The sequence below is a fragment of the Candidatus Competibacter denitrificans Run_A_D11 genome (assembly GCF_001051235.1).
Classification (GTDB): Bacteria; Pseudomonadota; Gammaproteobacteria; order Competibacterales; family Competibacteraceae; genus Competibacter_A; species Competibacter_A denitrificans.
On record NZ_CBTJ020000001.1, the window covers coordinates 247,885 to 264,991 of the forward strand.

The 17,107-nt window shown below is 56.7% G+C and carries 19 protein-coding genes; 15 read left to right on the forward strand and 4 right to left on the reverse strand.

Translation table 11 applies throughout. The features are described from left to right. The first annotated feature begins 28 nt into the window (after positions 1 to 28). From BN873_RS01050 to BN873_RS01065, 4 genes are all read left to right on the forward strand, one after another. On the forward strand, positions 29 to 1,345 hold the full coding sequence (locus tag BN873_RS01050; RefSeq protein ID WP_048670047.1) for an extracellular solute-binding protein: 1,317 nt from the start codon (positions 29 to 31) through the stop codon (positions 1,343 to 1,345). After that, positions 1,342 to 2,238, forward strand: a complete 897-nt coding sequence (locus tag BN873_RS01055) for a carbohydrate ABC transporter permease (protein ID WP_048670049.1) — start codon at positions 1,342 to 1,344, stop codon at positions 2,236 to 2,238. Before BN873_RS01050 ends, BN873_RS01055 begins: the two co-directional genes overlap by 4 nt. Before the next feature lie 105 nt (positions 2,239 to 2,343). Continuing rightward, positions 2,344 to 2,658 (forward strand): lysozyme inhibitor LprI family protein, encoded by a 315-nt coding sequence (locus BN873_RS01060; protein WP_048670050.1) that lies wholly within the window; start codon positions 2,344 to 2,346, stop codon positions 2,656 to 2,658. 58 nt (positions 2,659 to 2,716) lie between these two features. Then, on the forward strand, positions 2,717 to 3,025 hold the full coding sequence (locus tag BN873_RS01065) for a starch-binding protein (protein WP_048670052.1): 309 nt from the start codon (positions 2,717 to 2,719) through the stop codon (positions 3,023 to 3,025). A 33-nt stretch (positions 3,026 to 3,058) separates the two neighbouring features. Here the strand turns inward: BN873_RS01065 and BN873_RS01070 are convergent, their stop codons facing one another. Continuing rightward, the gene (locus BN873_RS01070; protein WP_048670055.1) at positions 3,059 to 3,949 is read right to left on the reverse strand and encodes a LysR substrate-binding domain-containing protein; all 891 of its coding nucleotides are present in this window, start codon (positions 3,947 to 3,949) and stop codon (positions 3,059 to 3,061) included. Positions 3,950 to 4,066: 117 nt separating this feature from the next. On the opposite strand from BN873_RS01070, the gene BN873_RS01075 reads away from it, so the two are divergent. From BN873_RS01075 to BN873_RS01085, 3 genes are all read left to right on the forward strand, one after another. Beyond that, on the forward strand, positions 4,067 to 4,285 hold the full coding sequence (locus BN873_RS01075) for a DUF1127 domain-containing protein (RefSeq protein ID WP_082161019.1): 219 nt from the start codon (positions 4,067 to 4,069) through the stop codon (positions 4,283 to 4,285). Between the two features lie 127 nt (positions 4,286 to 4,412). Beyond that, a complete protein-coding gene (locus BN873_RS01080; RefSeq protein WP_048670057.1) occupies positions 4,413 to 6,578 on the forward strand; it encodes an alpha-amylase family glycosyl hydrolase in 2,166 nt (721 codons plus the stop codon). Between the two features lie 134 nt (positions 6,579 to 6,712). Then, a complete protein-coding gene (locus tag BN873_RS01085) occupies positions 6,713 to 7,396 on the forward strand; it encodes an SDR family oxidoreductase (RefSeq protein ID WP_048670059.1) in 684 nt (227 codons plus the stop codon). 14 nt (positions 7,397 to 7,410) lie between these two features. On the opposite strand, the gene BN873_RS01090 is transcribed toward BN873_RS01085, so the two are convergent. The 3 genes from BN873_RS01090 to BN873_RS01100 form a co-directional block, all read right to left on the reverse strand. Further along, complete coding sequence (locus tag BN873_RS01090) at positions 7,411 to 7,797, reverse strand: type II toxin-antitoxin system VapC family toxin (protein ID WP_048670061.1); 387 nt, start codon at positions 7,795 to 7,797, stop codon at positions 7,411 to 7,413. Next, positions 7,794 to 8,039, reverse strand: coding sequence for a type II toxin-antitoxin system Phd/YefM family antitoxin (locus BN873_RS01095; RefSeq protein ID WP_048670064.1), 246 nt, complete (start codon positions 8,037 to 8,039; stop codon positions 7,794 to 7,796). Before BN873_RS01095 ends, BN873_RS01090 begins: the two co-directional genes overlap by 4 nt. Before the next feature lie 109 nt (positions 8,040 to 8,148). Continuing rightward, positions 8,149 to 8,982: a 3'-5' exonuclease gene (locus BN873_RS01100; protein WP_048670066.1), complete on the reverse strand. Its 834-nt coding sequence runs from the start codon at positions 8,980 to 8,982 to the stop codon at positions 8,149 to 8,151. Between the two features lie 114 nt (positions 8,983 to 9,096). Between BN873_RS01100 and BN873_RS01105 the strand changes: the two genes are divergently transcribed. The 8 genes from BN873_RS01105 to BN873_RS20670 form a co-directional block, all read left to right on the forward strand. Continuing rightward, a complete protein-coding gene (locus BN873_RS01105; RefSeq protein WP_048670068.1) occupies positions 9,097 to 11,337 on the forward strand; it encodes a CRISPR-associated endonuclease Cas3'' in 2,241 nt (746 codons plus the stop codon). A gap of 15 nt (positions 11,338 to 11,352) precedes the next feature. Further along, positions 11,353 to 12,021: a type I-C CRISPR-associated protein Cas5c gene (gene cas5c, locus BN873_RS01110; protein ID WP_048670069.1), complete on the forward strand. Its 669-nt coding sequence runs from the start codon at positions 11,353 to 11,355 to the stop codon at positions 12,019 to 12,021. Next, complete coding sequence (gene cas8c, locus BN873_RS01115; protein WP_048670071.1) at positions 12,018 to 13,799, forward strand: type I-C CRISPR-associated protein Cas8c/Csd1; 1,782 nt, start codon at positions 12,018 to 12,020, stop codon at positions 13,797 to 13,799. Before cas5c ends, cas8c begins: the two co-directional genes overlap by 4 nt. Beyond that, positions 13,796 to 14,683, forward strand: a complete 888-nt coding sequence (cas7c, locus tag BN873_RS01120) for a type I-C CRISPR-associated protein Cas7/Csd2 (protein ID WP_048670072.1) — start codon at positions 13,796 to 13,798, stop codon at positions 14,681 to 14,683. Before cas8c ends, cas7c begins: the two co-directional genes overlap by 4 nt. Before the next feature lie 5 nt (positions 14,684 to 14,688). Then, the gene (cas4, locus tag BN873_RS01125; RefSeq protein WP_048670074.1) at positions 14,689 to 15,351 is read left to right on the forward strand and encodes a CRISPR-associated protein Cas4; all 663 of its coding nucleotides are present in this window, start codon (positions 14,689 to 14,691) and stop codon (positions 15,349 to 15,351) included. Beyond that, entirely contained in the window at positions 15,336 to 16,361 is a 1,026-nt protein-coding gene (gene cas1c / locus BN873_RS01130; RefSeq protein WP_048670076.1) for a type I-C CRISPR-associated endonuclease Cas1c, read from the forward strand. The genes cas4 and cas1c overlap by 16 nt, the downstream gene beginning before the upstream one ends. Before the next feature lie 18 nt (positions 16,362 to 16,379). Further along, positions 16,380 to 16,673 carry a CRISPR-associated endonuclease Cas2 gene (cas2, locus tag BN873_RS19190; RefSeq protein WP_082161014.1) on the forward strand — a complete coding sequence of 98 codons (294 nt, stop codon included), beginning with the start codon at positions 16,380 to 16,382 and terminating at the stop codon, positions 16,671 to 16,673. Between the two features lie 211 nt (positions 16,674 to 16,884). Next, positions 16,885 to 17,107: hypothetical protein (locus tag BN873_RS20670; RefSeq protein ID WP_206778867.1), on the forward strand; the 223-nt coding region annotated here is incomplete at its 3' end.

Consider the following 17,107-nt stretch of genomic DNA (forward strand, 5'->3'; position numbering starts at 1 on the left):
CAACCCAATTGCAGTTAAACTAGACGGTATGTCATCACTTTATCGCTCCTTTTTCATTCTTCTGCTGGTCTTAGGGATCAGCGCCTGCGATTCCGCCGACGAGCGCACCACTCGGGTCGAGTTTTGGGCCATGGGTCAAGAAGGTGAACGGGTACGGGCCTTGCTGCCGGAATTTGAGCGCCGCCATCCCAGTATTCGGGTACGGGTCCAGCAAATTCCCTGGAGCGCGGCTCACGAAAAACTGCTCACCGCTTATGCCGGCGACGCCATGCCCGACGCCTTCCAGCTTGGTAACACCTGGATTCCCGAATTCGTCGCGTTACGGGCTATTGAGCCGCTAGACGAGCGCCTGCGGGCATGGCCTAGCACCGCCCTGGCCGATTATTTTCCTGGAATTCTGGCCACTAACCGGCTCAACGATCAACTTTACGCGCTGCCCTGGTATGTGGATACCCGGTTATTTTTCTACCGGAGCGACTTGCTCGCCACGGCTGGTTTTGCGGACCCGCCGACCACCTGGGAACATTGGCTTAAAGCACTGCACGCGCTCAAGGGAGCGGCTGATGCGGGGCGCTACGCCATTCTGCTGCCGATCAACGAATGGCAACTGCCGGTTATCCTGGCCTTACAACGCGGTGCCACCCTGCTGCGCGACCGCTATCAATATGCTGACTTTCAGAACCCGTTATTTCGTGAAGCCTTTACAACCTATTTAAGCTTGTTCGAGCAGGGCTTGGCCGCACCGGTCAGCAACACCCAAATGGCTAATCTTTATCAGGAATTCGCCAAAGGCACGTTTGCGGTCTATGTCAGCGGGCCGTGGAATATCGGTGAGTTCGCCCGGCGGCTGCCTGCCGAACTGCAACCCCACTGGAATACAGCGCCGTTGCCGGTTTCCGACAAGGTTCCGCTGAGCGCGCAGACAGAGGGTTTGGCAGTGAAAGGCGTTGGCATCTCGCTGGCCGGTGGCGCCAGCCTCGCCCTGAGCCGCACCTCACCCCGGCGAGAAGCCGCCTGGAAATTACTGGAATTTCTGGCTGAACCAGCACAACAAGCGCATTTTTATCAACTGACCGGTGACCTGCCAGCCCGGCAATCGGCCTGGAATGATCCGGCGTTGACCGGCAACCGCTACGCCCAGGCGTTCCGCCAGCAACTGCAACAGGTGCAAGCCACGCCGCCGATTCCCGAATGGGAGCGAATCGCCAACCGCATCGCCTATTACGCCGAGTTGGCGGTTCGCCGCGAGATGACGGCGGATGCGGCTCTCGCCGCGCTGGATCGGGATGTGGATCGAATATTGGAAAAACGGCGCTGGCTACTGGCGCGCGGAGTGGTTCCATGATCAGTGCCGAACGTCATGCCGCCCTGAGTGCGTGGGTTTTTCTATCGCCGGCGTTGCTGCTGATCGCCGTGTTCTTCTTCCTGCCGGTACTGGCCGCTCTCTTGCTAAGTTTCACCGATTTCGACATCTACGCCCTGGGCGATCTAAACCGCTTGCGTTTCGTTGGCTTAGCTAATTATGGGCAACTGTTGCAAAGCCCCCTGTTTTGGACTGCGCTCGGCAATACGCTTTATTTCGTGGTGGTCGGCGGCCCGTTGTCCGTTGCGGTATCGCTGGGCGCTGCCTTATTAGTCAACTCACACCTGACCCGCTTTCCTGGCCTGTTCCGCACTGCGTTCTTTCTACCGGTCGTTACCACGCTGGTCGCGGTGGCGATGGTATGGCGCTACCTCTATCACCCGCGCTATGGCTTGATGAATTATGGCCTGAGCTGGCTTGGTATCGAACCTATCGATTGGCTGGGCGATCCGGTCTGGGCCATGCCGGCGATCATCCTGATGGCGGTGTGGAAAAATTTCGGCTTCAACATGATCATCTTCATCGCCGGCTTGCAGAATATCCCACCCCAGCTTTACGAAGCCGCGCGGATTGACGGCGCCAGCGCCTGGCGGCAATTCCGTTACATCACTCTGCCCTTGCTGGGACCCACGTTTCTGTTCGTGGCGTTGATGACCATGATCGGTTATTTTCAGGTGTTTGCCGAACCGTATGTGATGACGCAGGGCGGCCCAGCCAATCGTACCGTCAGCGTCGTGCTGCTGATGTATGAAGAAGGCTTCCGCTGGTGGAATATCGGTTATGCGTCAGCCGCCGCCTTTGTGCTGTTCGCGCTGATTCTAGCCGTCACGGTTTTGCAGTTAAAATGGCGCCGCCGTAGCGCCATGGGCCTTTGATCGCTTTGAGCCTATCCGGGACTGACGCTTTGTCGTGGGTTGCGCTCAACGAGTCAGTTCAAATAGTTGCTGAGTGAATTTAGTTAAAATTGAGGAAAAATCAACATGATAAAGCCAGTCTTACTCACATTGCTCTGTACCGCGTGGCTACCGTTGTCCGCCCAGGCGGCAAGCTTTGGTTGTCTTGATGTCGATACTGAAGTTGAGAGCGCGATCTGCGCTGATCCCGACCTGAATCGCATGGATGAGGATTTGGCCGAACAGTACCAGGATTTACTACGCGAGTTATCGCCGCGCGAAGCGAGAAAACTTCGGCAGGAGCAACGCTCTTGGCTAAGGGCACGGGACAGTTGTGGCGACGATGTGCGCTGTCTGCGCGCCCGTTACGAAGAGCGCAGCGCCCGCCTGGATCGGTACTGAGAGTGGCTATTACGACTTTTGCGTCTGGGGTATTTGCTAACTTTTCGGAATGTTTTCAATGGTTGATCTGACTGTCTATTTCAAAAAACCCATCGACTGGGCCAATGTGCTTTACATCCATTTCTGGGACACTCGCCCCCATGCTCCCATCATTGATTGGCCGGGTGTGCTGATGACTGAGCAGAAAAACCATTGGTTCGCCTATCGCTTTATGGGGGTCACCAGCACGCGCTTGTTGTTCCATGATGGGCATGGACGTCAGACCAGCGACTTACAGCGGGATCATCCGGGCTGGTATACCCTTGACGGGGGCTGGTTCGACCAAAACCCGGACGACGCCCCCAGCGCGGTCGAAGCGGAAGCCTGACCGCCATTGAGACTCCGCAGCGACCCCTCGCTCTCAGGCAGGGATGGCGATATGGCCCGGCATCGGCGCTGTTTCGCCGCTAAATCCCTCACGAATGTAGCCAGCCAAACATTCGGCCACCGCTGAAACTGTACTGCCTCGATGCAGGGTGATGGTGGCCGAAGGTAACAGCGGCAAACCTTCCTCGCTGCCCAGCGACCGCACCCCGCTCGGCAGCACGCTCCGGCTGAGCACCGTCACCGCCAGACCCGCCGTGACCGCCGCCAGAATGCCGCTGATACTGGCGCTGGTATAGGCAATCCGATACGGCTTGCCGATCTGATTCAGGCTGGCCACGGCCCATTCCCGAAACGCGCAACCGGGTTGAAACAGCGCCAACGGCAGCGGTTCTGCTTCATACGCCAGATGCCGTTCGGCGGCTGCCCACACCACCGGTTCACGGCGCAATACCTCACCGGTTTCCATCCCCGGCCGACAGGTGATCAGCGCCAGATCGAGCCGATCTTCCGCCAGCATCCGGCGCAAGTTCACGCTGGGTTCGCAATTGACCTCGACCTGCACTCGCGGAAACGCGCGGGCGAAGCGCGCCAGAATTTCCGGCAAGAAGCGATCCACGTAATCATCCGGGGTGCCAATCCGCACCAAACCGAATAAATCCGGCCGGGTCAGCGCCGCAACGGCTTCATCGTGCAGTTTCAACAAGCGCCGCGCATAGCCCAGCAGGGCCTCACCGTCCGGCGCCAGGCGCACGCCGCGCCCATCGCGCTCAAACAACACCCGATCCAGAGTTTCTTCCAAGCGCCGCACCTGCATAGAAACCGCCGATTGGGTGCGATGCACTTGTTTGGCGGCCTGGGTGAAACCCCCGGCATCGACAATAGTAACGAAGGTGCGTAGCAAATCAGGGTCTAGTTGGAGGGTCATCAGCGCGGCTCCTATTCATTCCTATAATTCATGGATCATATCAAATTTATTCGTTTTATAAATGAATTAATCGTCCCCATACTCAGTGGCATTGATGACTTGAATGAGGATAAGGCCATGTTGCACCGTGCCACCCTGGATTTGAAATGGACGAGTGAACGCCCGTGGCGGGTTGACGTTCTGCTGACCCGTGCCTGGGCACAATTGCGCCATTGGCGGGCCATTTATCGCCAGCGCCGCGCCCTGCTGGGTCTTAGCGATCATCTGCTAAAAGACATCGGCATCAGTCGGGTGGATGCGCTTCAGGAGGGCAATAAGCCGTTCTGGCGCTCGTGAGGGCACGGGCACTGTCAGCTTGGAGTGAGAGAGCGCATCATAAGGTGAGTGCTGCGGCCATCATCTCGATTGTGGCCTATGCTTCTCAAGGTTTGATGCTCTTTCCACTCCGCCTGGATGTTTGGCCATGCCCGAATTGATTGTCCATTTCCACAAACCGGCCGATTGGGCCGATACTGTTTATATCCATTACTGGAACAGCTACCCTCACGCCCAGGGGTCCGCGTGGCCGGGCGTTGCGATGACGGCGGAAGCCGATGGCTGGTTCAGTTATCGGCTGGTGGGTGTGCAGTCCGCCAATCTGGTCTTCAACGACCAGCACGGCGCGCAAACCGCCGATCTGTGGCGCGAGCGCAGCGGCTATTACGCCAATGGTCAATGGCACGATAGCCCAAGCGCCGCCGCAACCAGCACGGTGGCGGCGCATCAGCCCCCAGCCCGCGAAGCCGCGCCCACCCCGTCAACCCGCTATCCGGTTACGCCCACCGGCAACGATTTCCGCGAAGAAACCATTTATTTCTTGCTGACGGCCCGTTTTTACGAAGGCGATCCCAGCATCAGCTTCTTCTGCCGCGACCGTCTCAAGTTCAACCGCGAAACCGGCCAACCGGAAGACCCGCACTGGCGCGGCGATTTCAAGGGACTGATCCAGCGGCTCGATTACATCCGCGATCTCGGTTTTACCGCGATCTGGATCACCCCACCGGTGGAAAATCGTAGCGGCCTGGATTATCACGGCTACCACGCCTACGACTGGACCCGGATCGATCCCCGCCTGGAATCGCCGGACGCGACCTACCAGAATCTGATCGACGAAGCCCACCAGCGCGGCATCAAGATCATTCAGGACGTGGTGGTCAACCATTCCTGCCAGTACGGCATTCGCGGCAAGGTGCATATCGACCATCTGCCGATCAAATACTACGTGCCGCAAGGCTCGGAGCAGGGCCGGGTCAACCACGGGCCGTATCAGGGCAGCCTCGGCAATTACGCTTGGCCGAATCGGGACGACATCGACAACCCGGTCGCACCGGACTGGTATAAGGAGCGTCATCACCGTGACCCGGACGGTGTGGAACCGCTGGTCGATCCCAAAACCGGCGAGACGGTACCCAAGCCCGGCTACAACCCCGGCCGCTTCTTCGGCATCGACGCCAACAACCTCGATCCCGAATGGTACATGCAGCACGGCTTTATCTGCGGCGGCGACTGGGAAAGCGCGGCGGTGCAGTTGAAACACATCGCCGGCGATTGCATCAACCTCGCCACCGAGCGTCAGAACGTCAAGGATTATCTGATCGGCTCGATCAACCGCTATCTGGACATGGGCGTGGACGCGCTGCGCATCGACACGGTGAAACACGTCCCGCGCGACAATCTGCTGGAATATGTCAACGCCTGGAAGGCGCACAAACCGGGCTTATTCGTGTTCGGCGAGAATCTGGTCAAGGGCTACGGTTTTGGCGATCTGGGCCACGGCGACAACGGCCCGTCCTTCATTCGGCCCTGGTGGTATACCCGGCTCGGCCACGACCCGCGCGATCCCAATTCCGGCGGCGATTCCGGCTTTGCGGTGCTGGATTTCGGCTTGTTCTCCACCTTCCGCGACAACCTGAGCCGGGGCAGTTTCGGCGGCGTCAAGGCCGTGCTGGATATGGACTGGATTTTCGGCGATCCCTCGACCCTGGTGACTTTCCTGCAAAATCACGATGTCGGCCCGGACAACGACTTCCGCTTCCGCTTCAAGGGCGAGCAGTGGATGGCGGCGGCGGCCTACAATCTGCTATGGACGGCGCGCGGTATTCCCTGCCTGTATTACGGCGAGGAAATCGAGTTCATGAAGGGTGCGCCGCAGGACGTGATCAGCAACGACGACACCCTGGACACGACCGGCCGCGCCTACTTTGGCGATCATCTGACCAACGAGCGCATTGGCCAGACCCAGAGCAACCCGCTCTATCAGCACATCAAACGGCTCAATCAAATCCGTCGCGCCATCCCCACCTTGCAAAAAGGGCCGATGAGCCATGTCAATGAATGGGGCAGCGGCCTTAGCTTCGTGCGCGATTTCAACAACGGGGAAAGCTATGCGGTGGTGGGTCTGACCATCGGCGGCGGACAGGACATTAGCGTCGGCGGCATCCACAACGGCCATTACCGTGATGCGGTGACGGGGAATGAAATTACCGTGCATCACGGCCAAATCTCGTTCCACGTCCAGGGCAATTCCGCCGGGATTTATGTACTCGACGGGCCGGGTAAGATCGGCGTGGATGGGGCGTATTTGCGCTAAACCACGCCAGCGGAACCTTGGTAGCGGCGAACGGCAAACTGGCCGGTTGCCGTCATCAGGGAACCGCCGGGCTTTATAGAGAACACTGGAGAGGCTGAGGCGATTGCCTATCGCCGCTCGGAGGAGGCAACCACATGCCCGATACTTTGCTTTCAGGAAAGCGCGTGCTGATCACCCACGCCGATTTATTCATGGGACCGGTGCTGTGTGAAGTTTTCGCCAAGCACGGCGCGACGGTCATCGCCAGTAACGATCCGCTGACCGGGGAAGACACGCCTGCCGCGCTGGTGGCCGAATCCGGCCCTTTGGATGCGCTCGTTGCCAATCTGGCTATTGCCGCGCCCACGACCCTGACGACCGAGGTCACCGAGCAAGAATGGCAGGAGACCTTTGGCGCGCTTGTCCATCCGCTGGCGCGGCTGTGTCGAGCGGTATTGCCCGGCATGATCGAAAAGCGGGCCGGTAAGATCGTGGTGATGGGCAGCGCCTCGGCTCTGCGCGGCATCAAGCGCACCTCAACCTACAGTGCGGCGCGTGGCGCGCAACTCGCCTACGTCCAGGCCGTTGGCGTCGAAGTCGCGCCCTACAATATTCAGGTCAATGCCATCGCCCAGAATTTCGTGGACAATCCCACCTATTTCCCGGCCGATGTTCAGGCCAATCCCCGCTTCCAGGAGCGCCTGAAACGCGAAGTGCCGTTGGGGCGCTTGGTGAGCGCCAAAGAAGATGCGGAGTTCGCCGCCTATCTCTGTAGTGAAAACGCCAATTGTTTTGTAGGTCAGGTCTTTCCGGTTTGCGGCGGCTGGGTGACACGTTAGTGAAAGCAAGCCCGTCACACTTTCCGCACCGGGCCGGGATACCGCGCCACTAAAGCGTCCGATGTCAACAGGGTAATGCCCTCGACCGTGGCCTGCGCGATCAGGAGGCGGTCGAACGGGTCCCGGTGGAGGGCGGGCAAACTGTCGATGGCGACCGCGTGTTGGCTGCTGATCGGCAACTCGTGATAACCGTTGTCCAGTAGCCCCCGACGCAGCAATCGCGCGTCGACTCGAAAATCGTCACGTCCAAGACCGTGTTTGATGGCGATTTCCCATACGCTGGCCGCGCTGAAAAACACCGTGTTCTCGGCCGCGCCGATCAAGGCCCGCGCCTTCACCGACAAACGGTTGGGATCGCCCGCCGCCCACAGCAGCAGGTGCGTGTCCAGCAACAGTTTCACGCCTCGCCGCCGAAAAGCCGCTCGATTTCGGAACGACCCATTTGGTCGAAATCCTCTGGCGCGTCAATCTGACCCGCCATGAAACCCAGCCGTTGCCGCTGCCCGCTTTCCGGTGCGTCCAACGCCATGACCTTGACCAACGGCTTGCCCGCCTTGGCGATGACAAAGGGTTCACCTTTGGCCGCCTGCTCTACAAGTCGGGAAAGTTGGGTTTTTGCTTCGTGAATGTTGATCGTCCGCATGAAAAACTCCGATAGACTAAACCAGTTTAGTTTAGTCGATCAGGGTCAGGCGCGGCAAACCCCTATGGTAAGAAACGGGAGCGAGAACTACCCTCTGCGAGAATCACGTTTACGGCATCACATCCTCGCTTCGCAGATGGGACTCTAACGATTGCGGCCCCGGTTCGCCCAGCGGTTCGTTGACGAACAGCGGACAGGGCCGTTCGCTGGACTGCCAAAGGTCGGTGAATTCCTTCCAATGCGGGTTTTTTTCCTGACCCGCTTCCAGATAATTCAGTAAATTCTGCACGCTGGCATTGTGGCCCCGCGCGCTCAGGCGGGTACTTAAATGCGCCCAGCGCAGATACAGAACGTAGGTATTCAGTACGTCGCCTTCGCAATAACGATTGATGGCGGGATAATCGCCAGCGGCCACTAAATCCATTACTTCCGCACCGTGGCCATTCCATTTTCCCGGCAGCCCCAAAGCTTGCGCGGCCTCATCCAAGCCCAAACGCGGTGACGCGCCGTAATCGCAGAGCACATCCATCAAATCGCAATGCCACTCGGTTTGAAAGCGGTAGTCATAGCCAAAGCGCGGATCGGTGCGATGCCAGTTGTACGCGGTCAGGCCGTGAATCAGCGAGCGTTGCTTGAGGACAGCCGCATCGAAACCCCGCCCGTTCCACGTCACCACGCGGGGCCGGTTGCGATCCACCATCTGCCAGAAGCCCGCCAGAATCTCCCGCTCTCCCCGGTCGGCGATGCTGGCTGATCCCACTTTACGGATGCTGTAACGCTCGCTTTGACCGTCGCGGTCGATGCGCGCCAATAGAAAGCCGAGCGTGATGATTTCGTGCTGGATCGGCTTCGGAAAGGCGGCCGGGTCCCGATCTGCGGGCAAGATGATTGCATCAGGACGTGTTTCAAGATCGATGACGAGCAGATGGAGCGGACTAGCCATTGCGTTGGGTTACCGTCGTGGTGAGATTAAATAACCGGCTCTTTTCATTCAGAAAATCAATTATTCATCCAATGATCGCAGTTCCACATTTCGTTAGCAATCAGGAAATTATCCATGTCAGAAAAATCTTCCGTTTTTCTCGCTCACGTCCGACAAGACAGCAATGGGCAATGGGTAGAGCATCTTCTGGACGAGCATCTACACGGCGTTGCGGCGCTGGCCGAATCGTTCGCCGTCACTTTCAAAGCCGGTGATTGGGCCAGGCTGGCGGGCTTGTGGCACGACCTCGGTAAATATCGCACGACGTTCCAGCGCTATATTCGCGGTGCGTCCGGCTACGACGCGCATATCGAAACCGCACTCGGTAAGGTCGATCATTCCACGGCGGGCGCGCTGTACGCCATGCAGCGAATGAAAGGCTTGGGCCGGATTCTGGCCTACCTGATTGCCGGACATCATGCCGGATTACCGGATTGGCAAAGCGCCGAAGCCCCGGCCTCCAGTCTGGCCAATCGCTTGAACCAAGCCGATTTGCTGGCCGATGCGCTAGCTGCCGCGCCGCCCACCGACATTCTCAACGCGCCCTTACCAACCTCCAATCCCGGTGGCGAACGCGATCATGCCCTGTGGATCAGGTTGCTGTTTTCCTGCTTGGTGGATGCCGATTTTCTCGACACCGAACAGTTCATGACGCCCGACAAAACCGCGCAGCGGGGTCGCTATCCCACGCTCGCGGAATTGGAGCCGCGCTTTGCAGCATACATGACGGGGTTGACCGCCAAAACGGACGCCACCGCCGTCAACCGGATGCGGGCGCTGGTGCTGGAACGCTGCCGCAATGCCGCCGAACAGTCGCCGGGGTTGTTTTCGCTGACGGTTCCCACCGGCGGCGGCAAGACATTGGCGTCGCTGGCTTTCGCCCTGCGTCACGCCCGCCAGCACGGCAAGCGCCGGATTCTCTACGTCATCCCCTACACCAGCATCATCGAGCAGACGGCGGATGTGTTTCGCACCGCGTTTGACGCTGACGCCGTGCTCGAACACCACAGCAATTTCGAAACCGAGCATGAAACGCCGCGTAGTCGGCTGGCCTGTGAGAACTGGGATGCGCCGTTGATCGTGACCACGAGCGTGCAATTTTTCGAGTCGCTTTTCGCCAACCGTCCCAGCCGAACCCGCAAATTGCATAACATCCTCGACAGCGTGGTGATTCTGGACGAAGCGCAATTGCTACCGCCGGATTTTTTGACGCCCATTCTCCGAACAATCCGCGAATTGAGCCGCTATTACGGCGTCAGTTTCGTGCTTTGCACTGCTACGCAGCCAGACCTTTCCTCACGGCATGGCTTTGATTTTTCTCTGAAAGGGCTGGATGACGTGCGTGAGATCGTCGGTGATGCAGCGGCAGTACATGAACTGCATGACAGCTTGCGCCGGGTGGAATTGACCCTACCGGCTGATTTCCAAACGCCGATCACCTGGGAAACGCTCGCCGCCGAATTGCAAACGCATTATCGCGTGCTGTGCATCGTGGATCGACGCGACGACGCGCGCGTTCTGCATGGCTTATTGCCACCCGATACCGTGCATCTCTCTGGCCTGATGTGCGGCCAACACCGCTCCGATGTGATTGCCGAGATCAAACAGCGGTTGAGAAATCCCAATGCGCCACTGCGAGTGATCAGCACCCAATTGGTGGAAGCCGGTGTCGATTTGGATTTCCCCGTCGTTTACCGGGCGCTGGCAGGCTTGGATTCCATCGCCCAAGCGGCAGGACGTTGCAATCGTGAAGGGCGTTGTTTCAATTTGGGACAAGTGGTGGTGTTTGTGCCGCCAACCGAGCCGCCCAAGGGCCATTTGCGCCAAGCTTGCCAAGCAGGGCGGCAGATATTGCAGCGGCGTCCGCCGGACCCGTTAGACCCCGCGCTGTTCACCGAGTATTTCCAAAGCCTGTATTGGCAAAAAGGAGTAGAACAACTTGATAGCAAAGGAATACAGCCGCTCCTGAAGAACAACCAGCGCTTTGAATTCAGCTTTCGCACCGCCGCCGAACGCTTTCAACTCATCCCAGAAATTCAAGCGCCGATCATCGTCCAGTATGGCGATAACGAGCGACTGCTGGCCCAACTGGCCCGCTCCGGCGATGGCTTGGAACGAAAGCTGCTGCGTCAACTGCAACGATATGTGGTGAATATCCCGCGTCGGGTTCATCAGCGGCTACTGGCCGAAGGCGCCATTGCCGAACGACAGCCCGGCGTGTATGTCCAGGTTGCGCCGCTTTACGATTCGGTGCTCGGTTTACGGGTCGATAACACACCAATAGCCCATTACGCGCCGGACGATCTGATTACTTAACAGGGGGATGGAAGGATGTCGGCTAACTCGGTTTGCTTGCAGGTGTGGGGCGATTACGCCTGTTTTACCCGCCCGGAAATGAAGGTCGAGCGGGTTTCCTACGATGTGATGACGCCCTCCGCCGCCCGTGGCGTGCTGGAGGCGATTTTCTGGAAGCCGCAAATCCTCTGGCGCATCACGCAAATTGATGTCCTCAAGCCGATTCGCTGGGCCTCGGTGCGACGTAACGAGGTTGCTAATGTGATCTCGGCCGACAACGTAAAAACCGCTATGAAGCGCGGCCAAGGGACGCTCGGTTTGTATGTGGAAGAAGACCGGCAGCAACGCGCCGCCCTGTTGTTACGTGAGGTGGCGTATCGGATTCATGCCCGATTTGAGTTGACCGCCCACGCTGGCCCTGACGATACCCCCGCCAAATACGCGGCCATCTTCCGCCGCCGCGCCGAAAAAGGCCAATGCTTCAACCAACCCTATCTCGGTTGCCGAGAGTTTTCGGCGGCGTTTGCCTGGGCGGATACCGCAGAACCGGAACCAGTACCCATTCCTGAAACCCGCGATCTGGGTTGGATGCTATACGACTTGGAGTATGGCGGCACTGAACCCACCCCCTGCTTTTTCCGCGCTCAATTGGATAACGGCACTCTGCGGATACCGGCTTGGGACAGCGAGGAGATCGCCCGATGATTTTGCAAGCCCTTTGCGATTATTACCAACGGCAACAGGAACAGTTACCGCCGCCCGGCTTCGAGCGCAAGGCCATTCCTTTCATCATCATTCTAGATCAAGATGGTAAATTTTTGGGTATAGAGGATACACGTAATGGTAATAACAAATGGGATAAAGGGCGATTATTTAAGGTACCACAGGGAGCAGTAAACCGCACTGCAGGTATTGAACCGAACCTCTTATGGGATAGGGCAGACTATGCGCTTGGTATAGTGACTGAATCTCGAATTTCTAAATTACAGGGTGCAAAAAAGAAAAAAGAAGAAGATCAAATACCGCGTCGGCACCAAGCATTTATTCAGCGTATTAGAAATACCTTTCCTGATCCAATTATTGATGAAGGAGTAAAAGCAGTACTCGCTTTTCTAGATCGTGCTGATTTTAAAGCTCTACGTGCTCACCCAACTTGGTCAGATTTGACAAATAGCGTGGAACCATTGAGTTTCCGTCTGTATAGTGACCTGGAAGCATTAGTATGTCAACGCGAATCAGTGCAAAAAATTATTGCATCAAAAAATATGAGTGGTATTTCCCAAGGACGTTGTTTAGTCACCGGCAAACATGATGCTATTGCAGAATTTCATGATTTTATTAAAGGTGTTTATGGTGGTAATGCCAAAAAAAATGGTGGCAAGTTAATTTCTTTTAACTTTGATGCTGCGTGCTCCTATGGAAAAAAGCAAAATCAAAATGCGCCTATCAGCCAATATGCTGCCTTCGCCTATTCCACTGCATTGAATAACTTGCTGCGTGCTGGCTCCCGCCAGAAATTGCTAATCGGCGAAGATATTTTTGTTTTCTGGTCTGAAAAACCTGATCCCGCTGAAGAATTATTTGCCGACTGGCTACAACCTGATCCCGATGATCCGGCGCGCGGGGTGGAAGCCATCAGAGTCCTGTATAGAGCACCAACCAAATCAGGGATACGGCCGCTTGATCAGGACGAAACTCGCTTTTTCGTACTGGGCCTAGCACCGAATGTTGCCCGACTTTCCATACGACTTTGGAATGTCAGCACGGTACGGGAACTGGCGGTGAGCATTCGCCAACACTTCGATGATCTCAGCATTGTGCGCTCACCGCGCGATCCTGAGTTTCTGCCGGTGTGGCGCTTATTAGTCGCCACTGCCGCTCAGGGCAAAAGCGAGAACATCCCGCCGCCGCTGGCTGGCGAAACCCTGCGAGCGATTCTGGCCGGAACGCCCTATCCGCAAAGCCTACTGATCGCCGCCTTGCAGCGCATCCGTGCCGAACAAGGCGCAGTCAATTACGTTCGCGCCGCCTTAATCAAGGCCATTCTGGTTCGCAATACTCGTTTTTACTATCCCGACAAACTGGAGGTTGCTGTGTCGCTTGATCTGCGAAACCCCAATATCGGCTACCGTTTAGGTCGGCTGTTCGCCGTGCTGGAACGCGCTCAGGAATTAGCCAGCCCCGGCCTTAACGCCACCATCCGCGACAAATTCTACGGTTCAGCTTCGGCCACACCGGTTACCGCGTTTCCGTATCTGCTGAAGCTGAAAAACCATCATCTGAACAAATTGGCCACTGGGCAGGTGATCTGGCTAGAAAACTTAATTGCTCAGATTTTGGAAGCCGCCACTCACTTTCCGCCCACGCTCAGCCTCGACGATCAGGGGCGATTCGCCATCGGCTACTACCACCAGCGCCAGGATTTCTTTACCAAAAAAGTTTCGGATAACGCATCTGACGACCAAGGAGCACCCAACTCATGACTGAGGCCATCAACAACCGTTACGACTTTGCCTTGTTGTTTGACGTGACGGACGGCAATCCCAATGGCGATCCCGACGCCGGTAATTTACCGCGCATGGACCCGCAAACCGGCCACGGGCTAGTGACCGATGTCTGCCTGAAACGCAAGGTACGCAACTACGTGGAGATCGCCAAAGCGAACCAGGCGGATTACGAAATTTATGTCAAAGAAAAGGCGATCTTGACCAAGCAACAGGAAAAAGCCTATTCGGCGCTCAAGCTGGACCCGAAAGGCGCGGAAGGCAAACGCAAGGGCGGTGATGATGTCGGTCAAGCGCGGCAGTGGATGTGCAAGAACTTCTACGATATCCGAACCTTTGGGGCGGTCATGAGCTTGAAAGAAGCCAACTGTGGCCAAGTGCGTGGCCCGGTGCAAATGACTTTCGCCCGCAGTATGAACCCCATCACGCCCGCCGAACATTCCATTACCCGCATGGCGGTGGCCACCGAGGCCGAAGCCGAAAAGCAAAGCGGCGATAACCGCACGATGGGCCGTAAATTCACCGTTCCTTATGGCCTTTATCGGGCGCATGGCTTTATCTCCGCTCACCTCGCCGCACAAACCGGCTTTTCCGAGGCTGATCTGGCCTTGCTGTGGCAAGCCCTGGCCAACATGTTCGAGCACGACCATTCCGCCGCACGCGGCCAGATGACCACACGAGGCTTGTACGTCTTCCAGCACGATTCGGCGTTGGGTAACGCACCCTCGCATCGTCTGTTCGAGCGAGTTTCAGTGGCTTTGAATGCTTCCATCGACACCCCACGCAGCTTTGGGGACTACACCATCACCGTGGACGAAGCGAGCTTGCCGGAGGGCGTTCGCTTGCTGCGTTTGGCTGGGTAAGCGCCATGATCGCGCCGGACGATGAATTAGAGGATGCGATCATGATTTCGGCGCTCCAGCATTACAGCTACTGTCCGCGTCAGTGTGCATTGATCCACGCCGAGCAGGTGTGGGATGAAAACCTCTACACCTTGCGCGGGCGGGCTGTGCATGAGCAAGTGGATACGCCGGAAAGCCGCTTTGAAGGTACGGTGCGGGTCGAGCGTGCCTTACCGTTCTACTCCCGACGGTTAGGGTTGGTCGGGCGGGCGGATGTGGTGGAGTTTCTGCCGGATGGCACGCCCTTCCCGGTCGAATACAAGCATGGCCCGCGCCGCGCTCGCCCGCACGATGATCTGCAACTGGCGGCGCAGGCGCTGTGTTTGGAAGAAATGCTGGGCCGCTCCGTCCCGCGTGGGGCAATTTTTCATCACAGTTCCCGCCGCCGCCGTGAGGTGGTGATCACGGCTGCTTTACGTGCTGAAGTGGAAACACTCGTACCGAAAATTCGGGCCATGCTCGCCGGCGAACACCTCCCGCCACCGGTCACCGATTCCCGTTGCAAGGACTGCTCGCTGTTTGATCTCTGCCAACCGTCGATGATTGTCGGAACCGCTCGCTTGCGCGCATTACGGAAAACGCTTTATGAACCGGATGAGGAGGAGGGAGAACCATGCGCCACCTCTTGAACACACTCTACGTGATGACGCAAGGCGCTTATCTCCATATAGAAGGTGAAACGCTGGTGGTAGAAATCGAGCGGCAAAAACGATTACAGGTGCCACTGCATCACCTGGGAGGGGTAGTAATCTTTGGCGACATTATGGTCAGCCCGGCGGCATTGCATCGTTGCGCCGACGATGGGCGGGGCGTCGTGTTGCTGGATCGGCGGGGTCAATTCAAGGCGCGATTGGAGGGGCCATTGAGCGGAAACATCCTGTTGCGGCAAGCGCAACATCGCGCCGCCGCCGCTCAAGCGTTGGAATTGGCGCGGGGGGTCGTCGCGGGCAAACTCCGTAACGCCCGACAAATCGTTTTACGTGGTGCGCGCGATAGCGGCAACGACGCCGATCAAGAGGCATTGCGACACAGTGGCCGATTGTTGGCCGGTCATATTCGGCGCTTGCCCAACGAAGAAACCCTAAACGGAGTGCGTGGCGTGGAAGGCGACGGCGCTCGTGTTTACTTCGCCGCGATTCGCCATTTAATTCGTCCTGATGCCCGCGCAGTTTTTTCATTTGAACGGCGGAGCCGTCGTCCACCCTTGGATCGTTTCAATGCCCTGATTTCTTTCCTTTATACCCTCTTGGTTCATGACTGCCGGTCTGCGGTAGAGAGCGTCGGACTAGACGCACAACTAGGCTTTCTCCATGCAGTACGCCCCGGAAGGCCCGCCTTGGCATTGGATTTAATGGAGGAATTTCGACCGTTGGCGGATCGGTTAGCCTTGACTCTGATTAACCGTGGCCAATTGACCGAGAAAGATTTCGAGTTACGACCGGGTGGTGCGGTGTATTTAGCAGAAAATGGCCGAAAAACGGTATTGTCAGCTTATCAGCAGCGCAAACAGGAAGAAGTGAGTCATGCATTGCTGCAACAACCGACCCCTTTTGGCTTATTACCGCATATACAGGCACGCTTGTTAGCAAGGGTATTGCGAGGGGATATGGAAAGTTATTTGCCGTTTTTAATTCGATAGTGGTGAAAGGCCACCCATATGATGATTTTGGTTAGCTACGATGTTCGAACTGAAACACCGGCCGGTCGGAGGCGATTACGGCGTGTAGCGAAAGTCTGCCTTAATTACGGACAACGTGTACAGAAATCGGTATTTGAGTGCCGTGTCAACCAAGCTCAGTACGAAGCACTGGAACGAAGATTGTTAGAGGAGATAGATTTAAATGAAGACAATTTAAGATTTTATCGACTCACTGAACCTTTGGCACAGCATGTTAAAGAATATGGTGTATTTCGAGCCATCGATTTTGAAAATGACTCTTTGGTTATCTAAAAAATTTGCTTGCGCGAACCCCAAGCAAGGTCCTGAAACAGGGGGGTTTCGTGCATGACTCAATTAATTGAAATAATTAAAATTTTATGTATTGACGCAGCTAACTTGCAGATGAAACTTAACAAAGTGAGGAGGTTCCGAAAAATACTCAAAAAATTTTATTTTAATCAATAAGTTGTAAAGATAGGAATTCACCCGCCGTAATTGGCGGGTGCGGATTGAAACTTCGCAAAAATCTTTAGCCGGTTTGCACAAGGCGGAATTCACCCGCCGTAATTGGCGGGTGCGGATTGAAACAACATTTGATTCACCTCAAGCCCCCGAAGGATTTAATTCACCCGCCGTAATTGGCGGGTGCGGATTGAAACAAGCAAAGCATATTGATCGGCGGTTGGCTCTTTTGAATTCACCCGCCGTAATTGGCGGGTGCGGAT

Coding starts and splice junctions, on each gene's coding strand:
- BN873_RS01050 (WP_048670047.1), top strand. CDS start 29: ATGTCATCACTTTATCGCTCCTTTTTCATTCTTCTGCTGGTCTTAGGG.
- BN873_RS01055 (WP_048670049.1), top strand. CDS start 1,342: ATGATCAGTGCCGAACGTCATGCCGCCCTGAGTGCGTGGGTTTTTCTA.
- BN873_RS01060 (WP_048670050.1), top strand. CDS start 2,344: ATGATAAAGCCAGTCTTACTCACATTGCTCTGTACCGCGTGGCTACCG.
- BN873_RS01065 (WP_048670052.1), top strand. CDS start 2,717: ATGGTTGATCTGACTGTCTATTTCAAAAAACCCATCGACTGGGCCAAT.
- BN873_RS01070 (WP_048670055.1), bottom strand. CDS start 3,949: ATGACCCTCCAACTAGACCCTGATTTGCTACGCACCTTCGTTACTATT.
- BN873_RS01075 (WP_082161019.1), top strand. CDS start 4,067: ATGTTGCACCGTGCCACCCTGGATTTGAAATGGACGAGTGAACGCCCG.
- BN873_RS01080 (WP_048670057.1), top strand. CDS start 4,413: ATGCCCGAATTGATTGTCCATTTCCACAAACCGGCCGATTGGGCCGAT.
- BN873_RS01085 (WP_048670059.1), top strand. CDS start 6,713: ATGCCCGATACTTTGCTTTCAGGAAAGCGCGTGCTGATCACCCACGCC.
- BN873_RS01095 (WP_048670064.1), bottom strand. CDS start 8,039: ATGCGGACGATCAACATTCACGAAGCAAAAACCCAACTTTCCCGACTT.
- BN873_RS01100 (WP_048670066.1), bottom strand. CDS start 8,982: ATGGCTAGTCCGCTCCATCTGCTCGTCATCGATCTTGAAACACGTCCT.
- BN873_RS01105 (WP_048670068.1), top strand. CDS start 9,097: ATGTCAGAAAAATCTTCCGTTTTTCTCGCTCACGTCCGACAAGACAGC.
- cas5c (WP_048670069.1), top strand. CDS start 11,353: ATGTCGGCTAACTCGGTTTGCTTGCAGGTGTGGGGCGATTACGCCTGT.
- cas8c (WP_048670071.1), top strand. CDS start 12,018: ATGATTTTGCAAGCCCTTTGCGATTATTACCAACGGCAACAGGAACAG.
- cas7c (WP_048670072.1), top strand. CDS start 13,796: ATGACTGAGGCCATCAACAACCGTTACGACTTTGCCTTGTTGTTTGAC.
- cas4 (WP_048670074.1), top strand. CDS start 14,689: ATGATCGCGCCGGACGATGAATTAGAGGATGCGATCATGATTTCGGCG.
- cas1c (WP_048670076.1), top strand. CDS start 15,336: ATGCGCCACCTCTTGAACACACTCTACGTGATGACGCAAGGCGCTTAT.
- cas2 (WP_082161014.1), top strand. CDS start 16,380: ATGATGATTTTGGTTAGCTACGATGTTCGAACTGAAACACCGGCCGGT.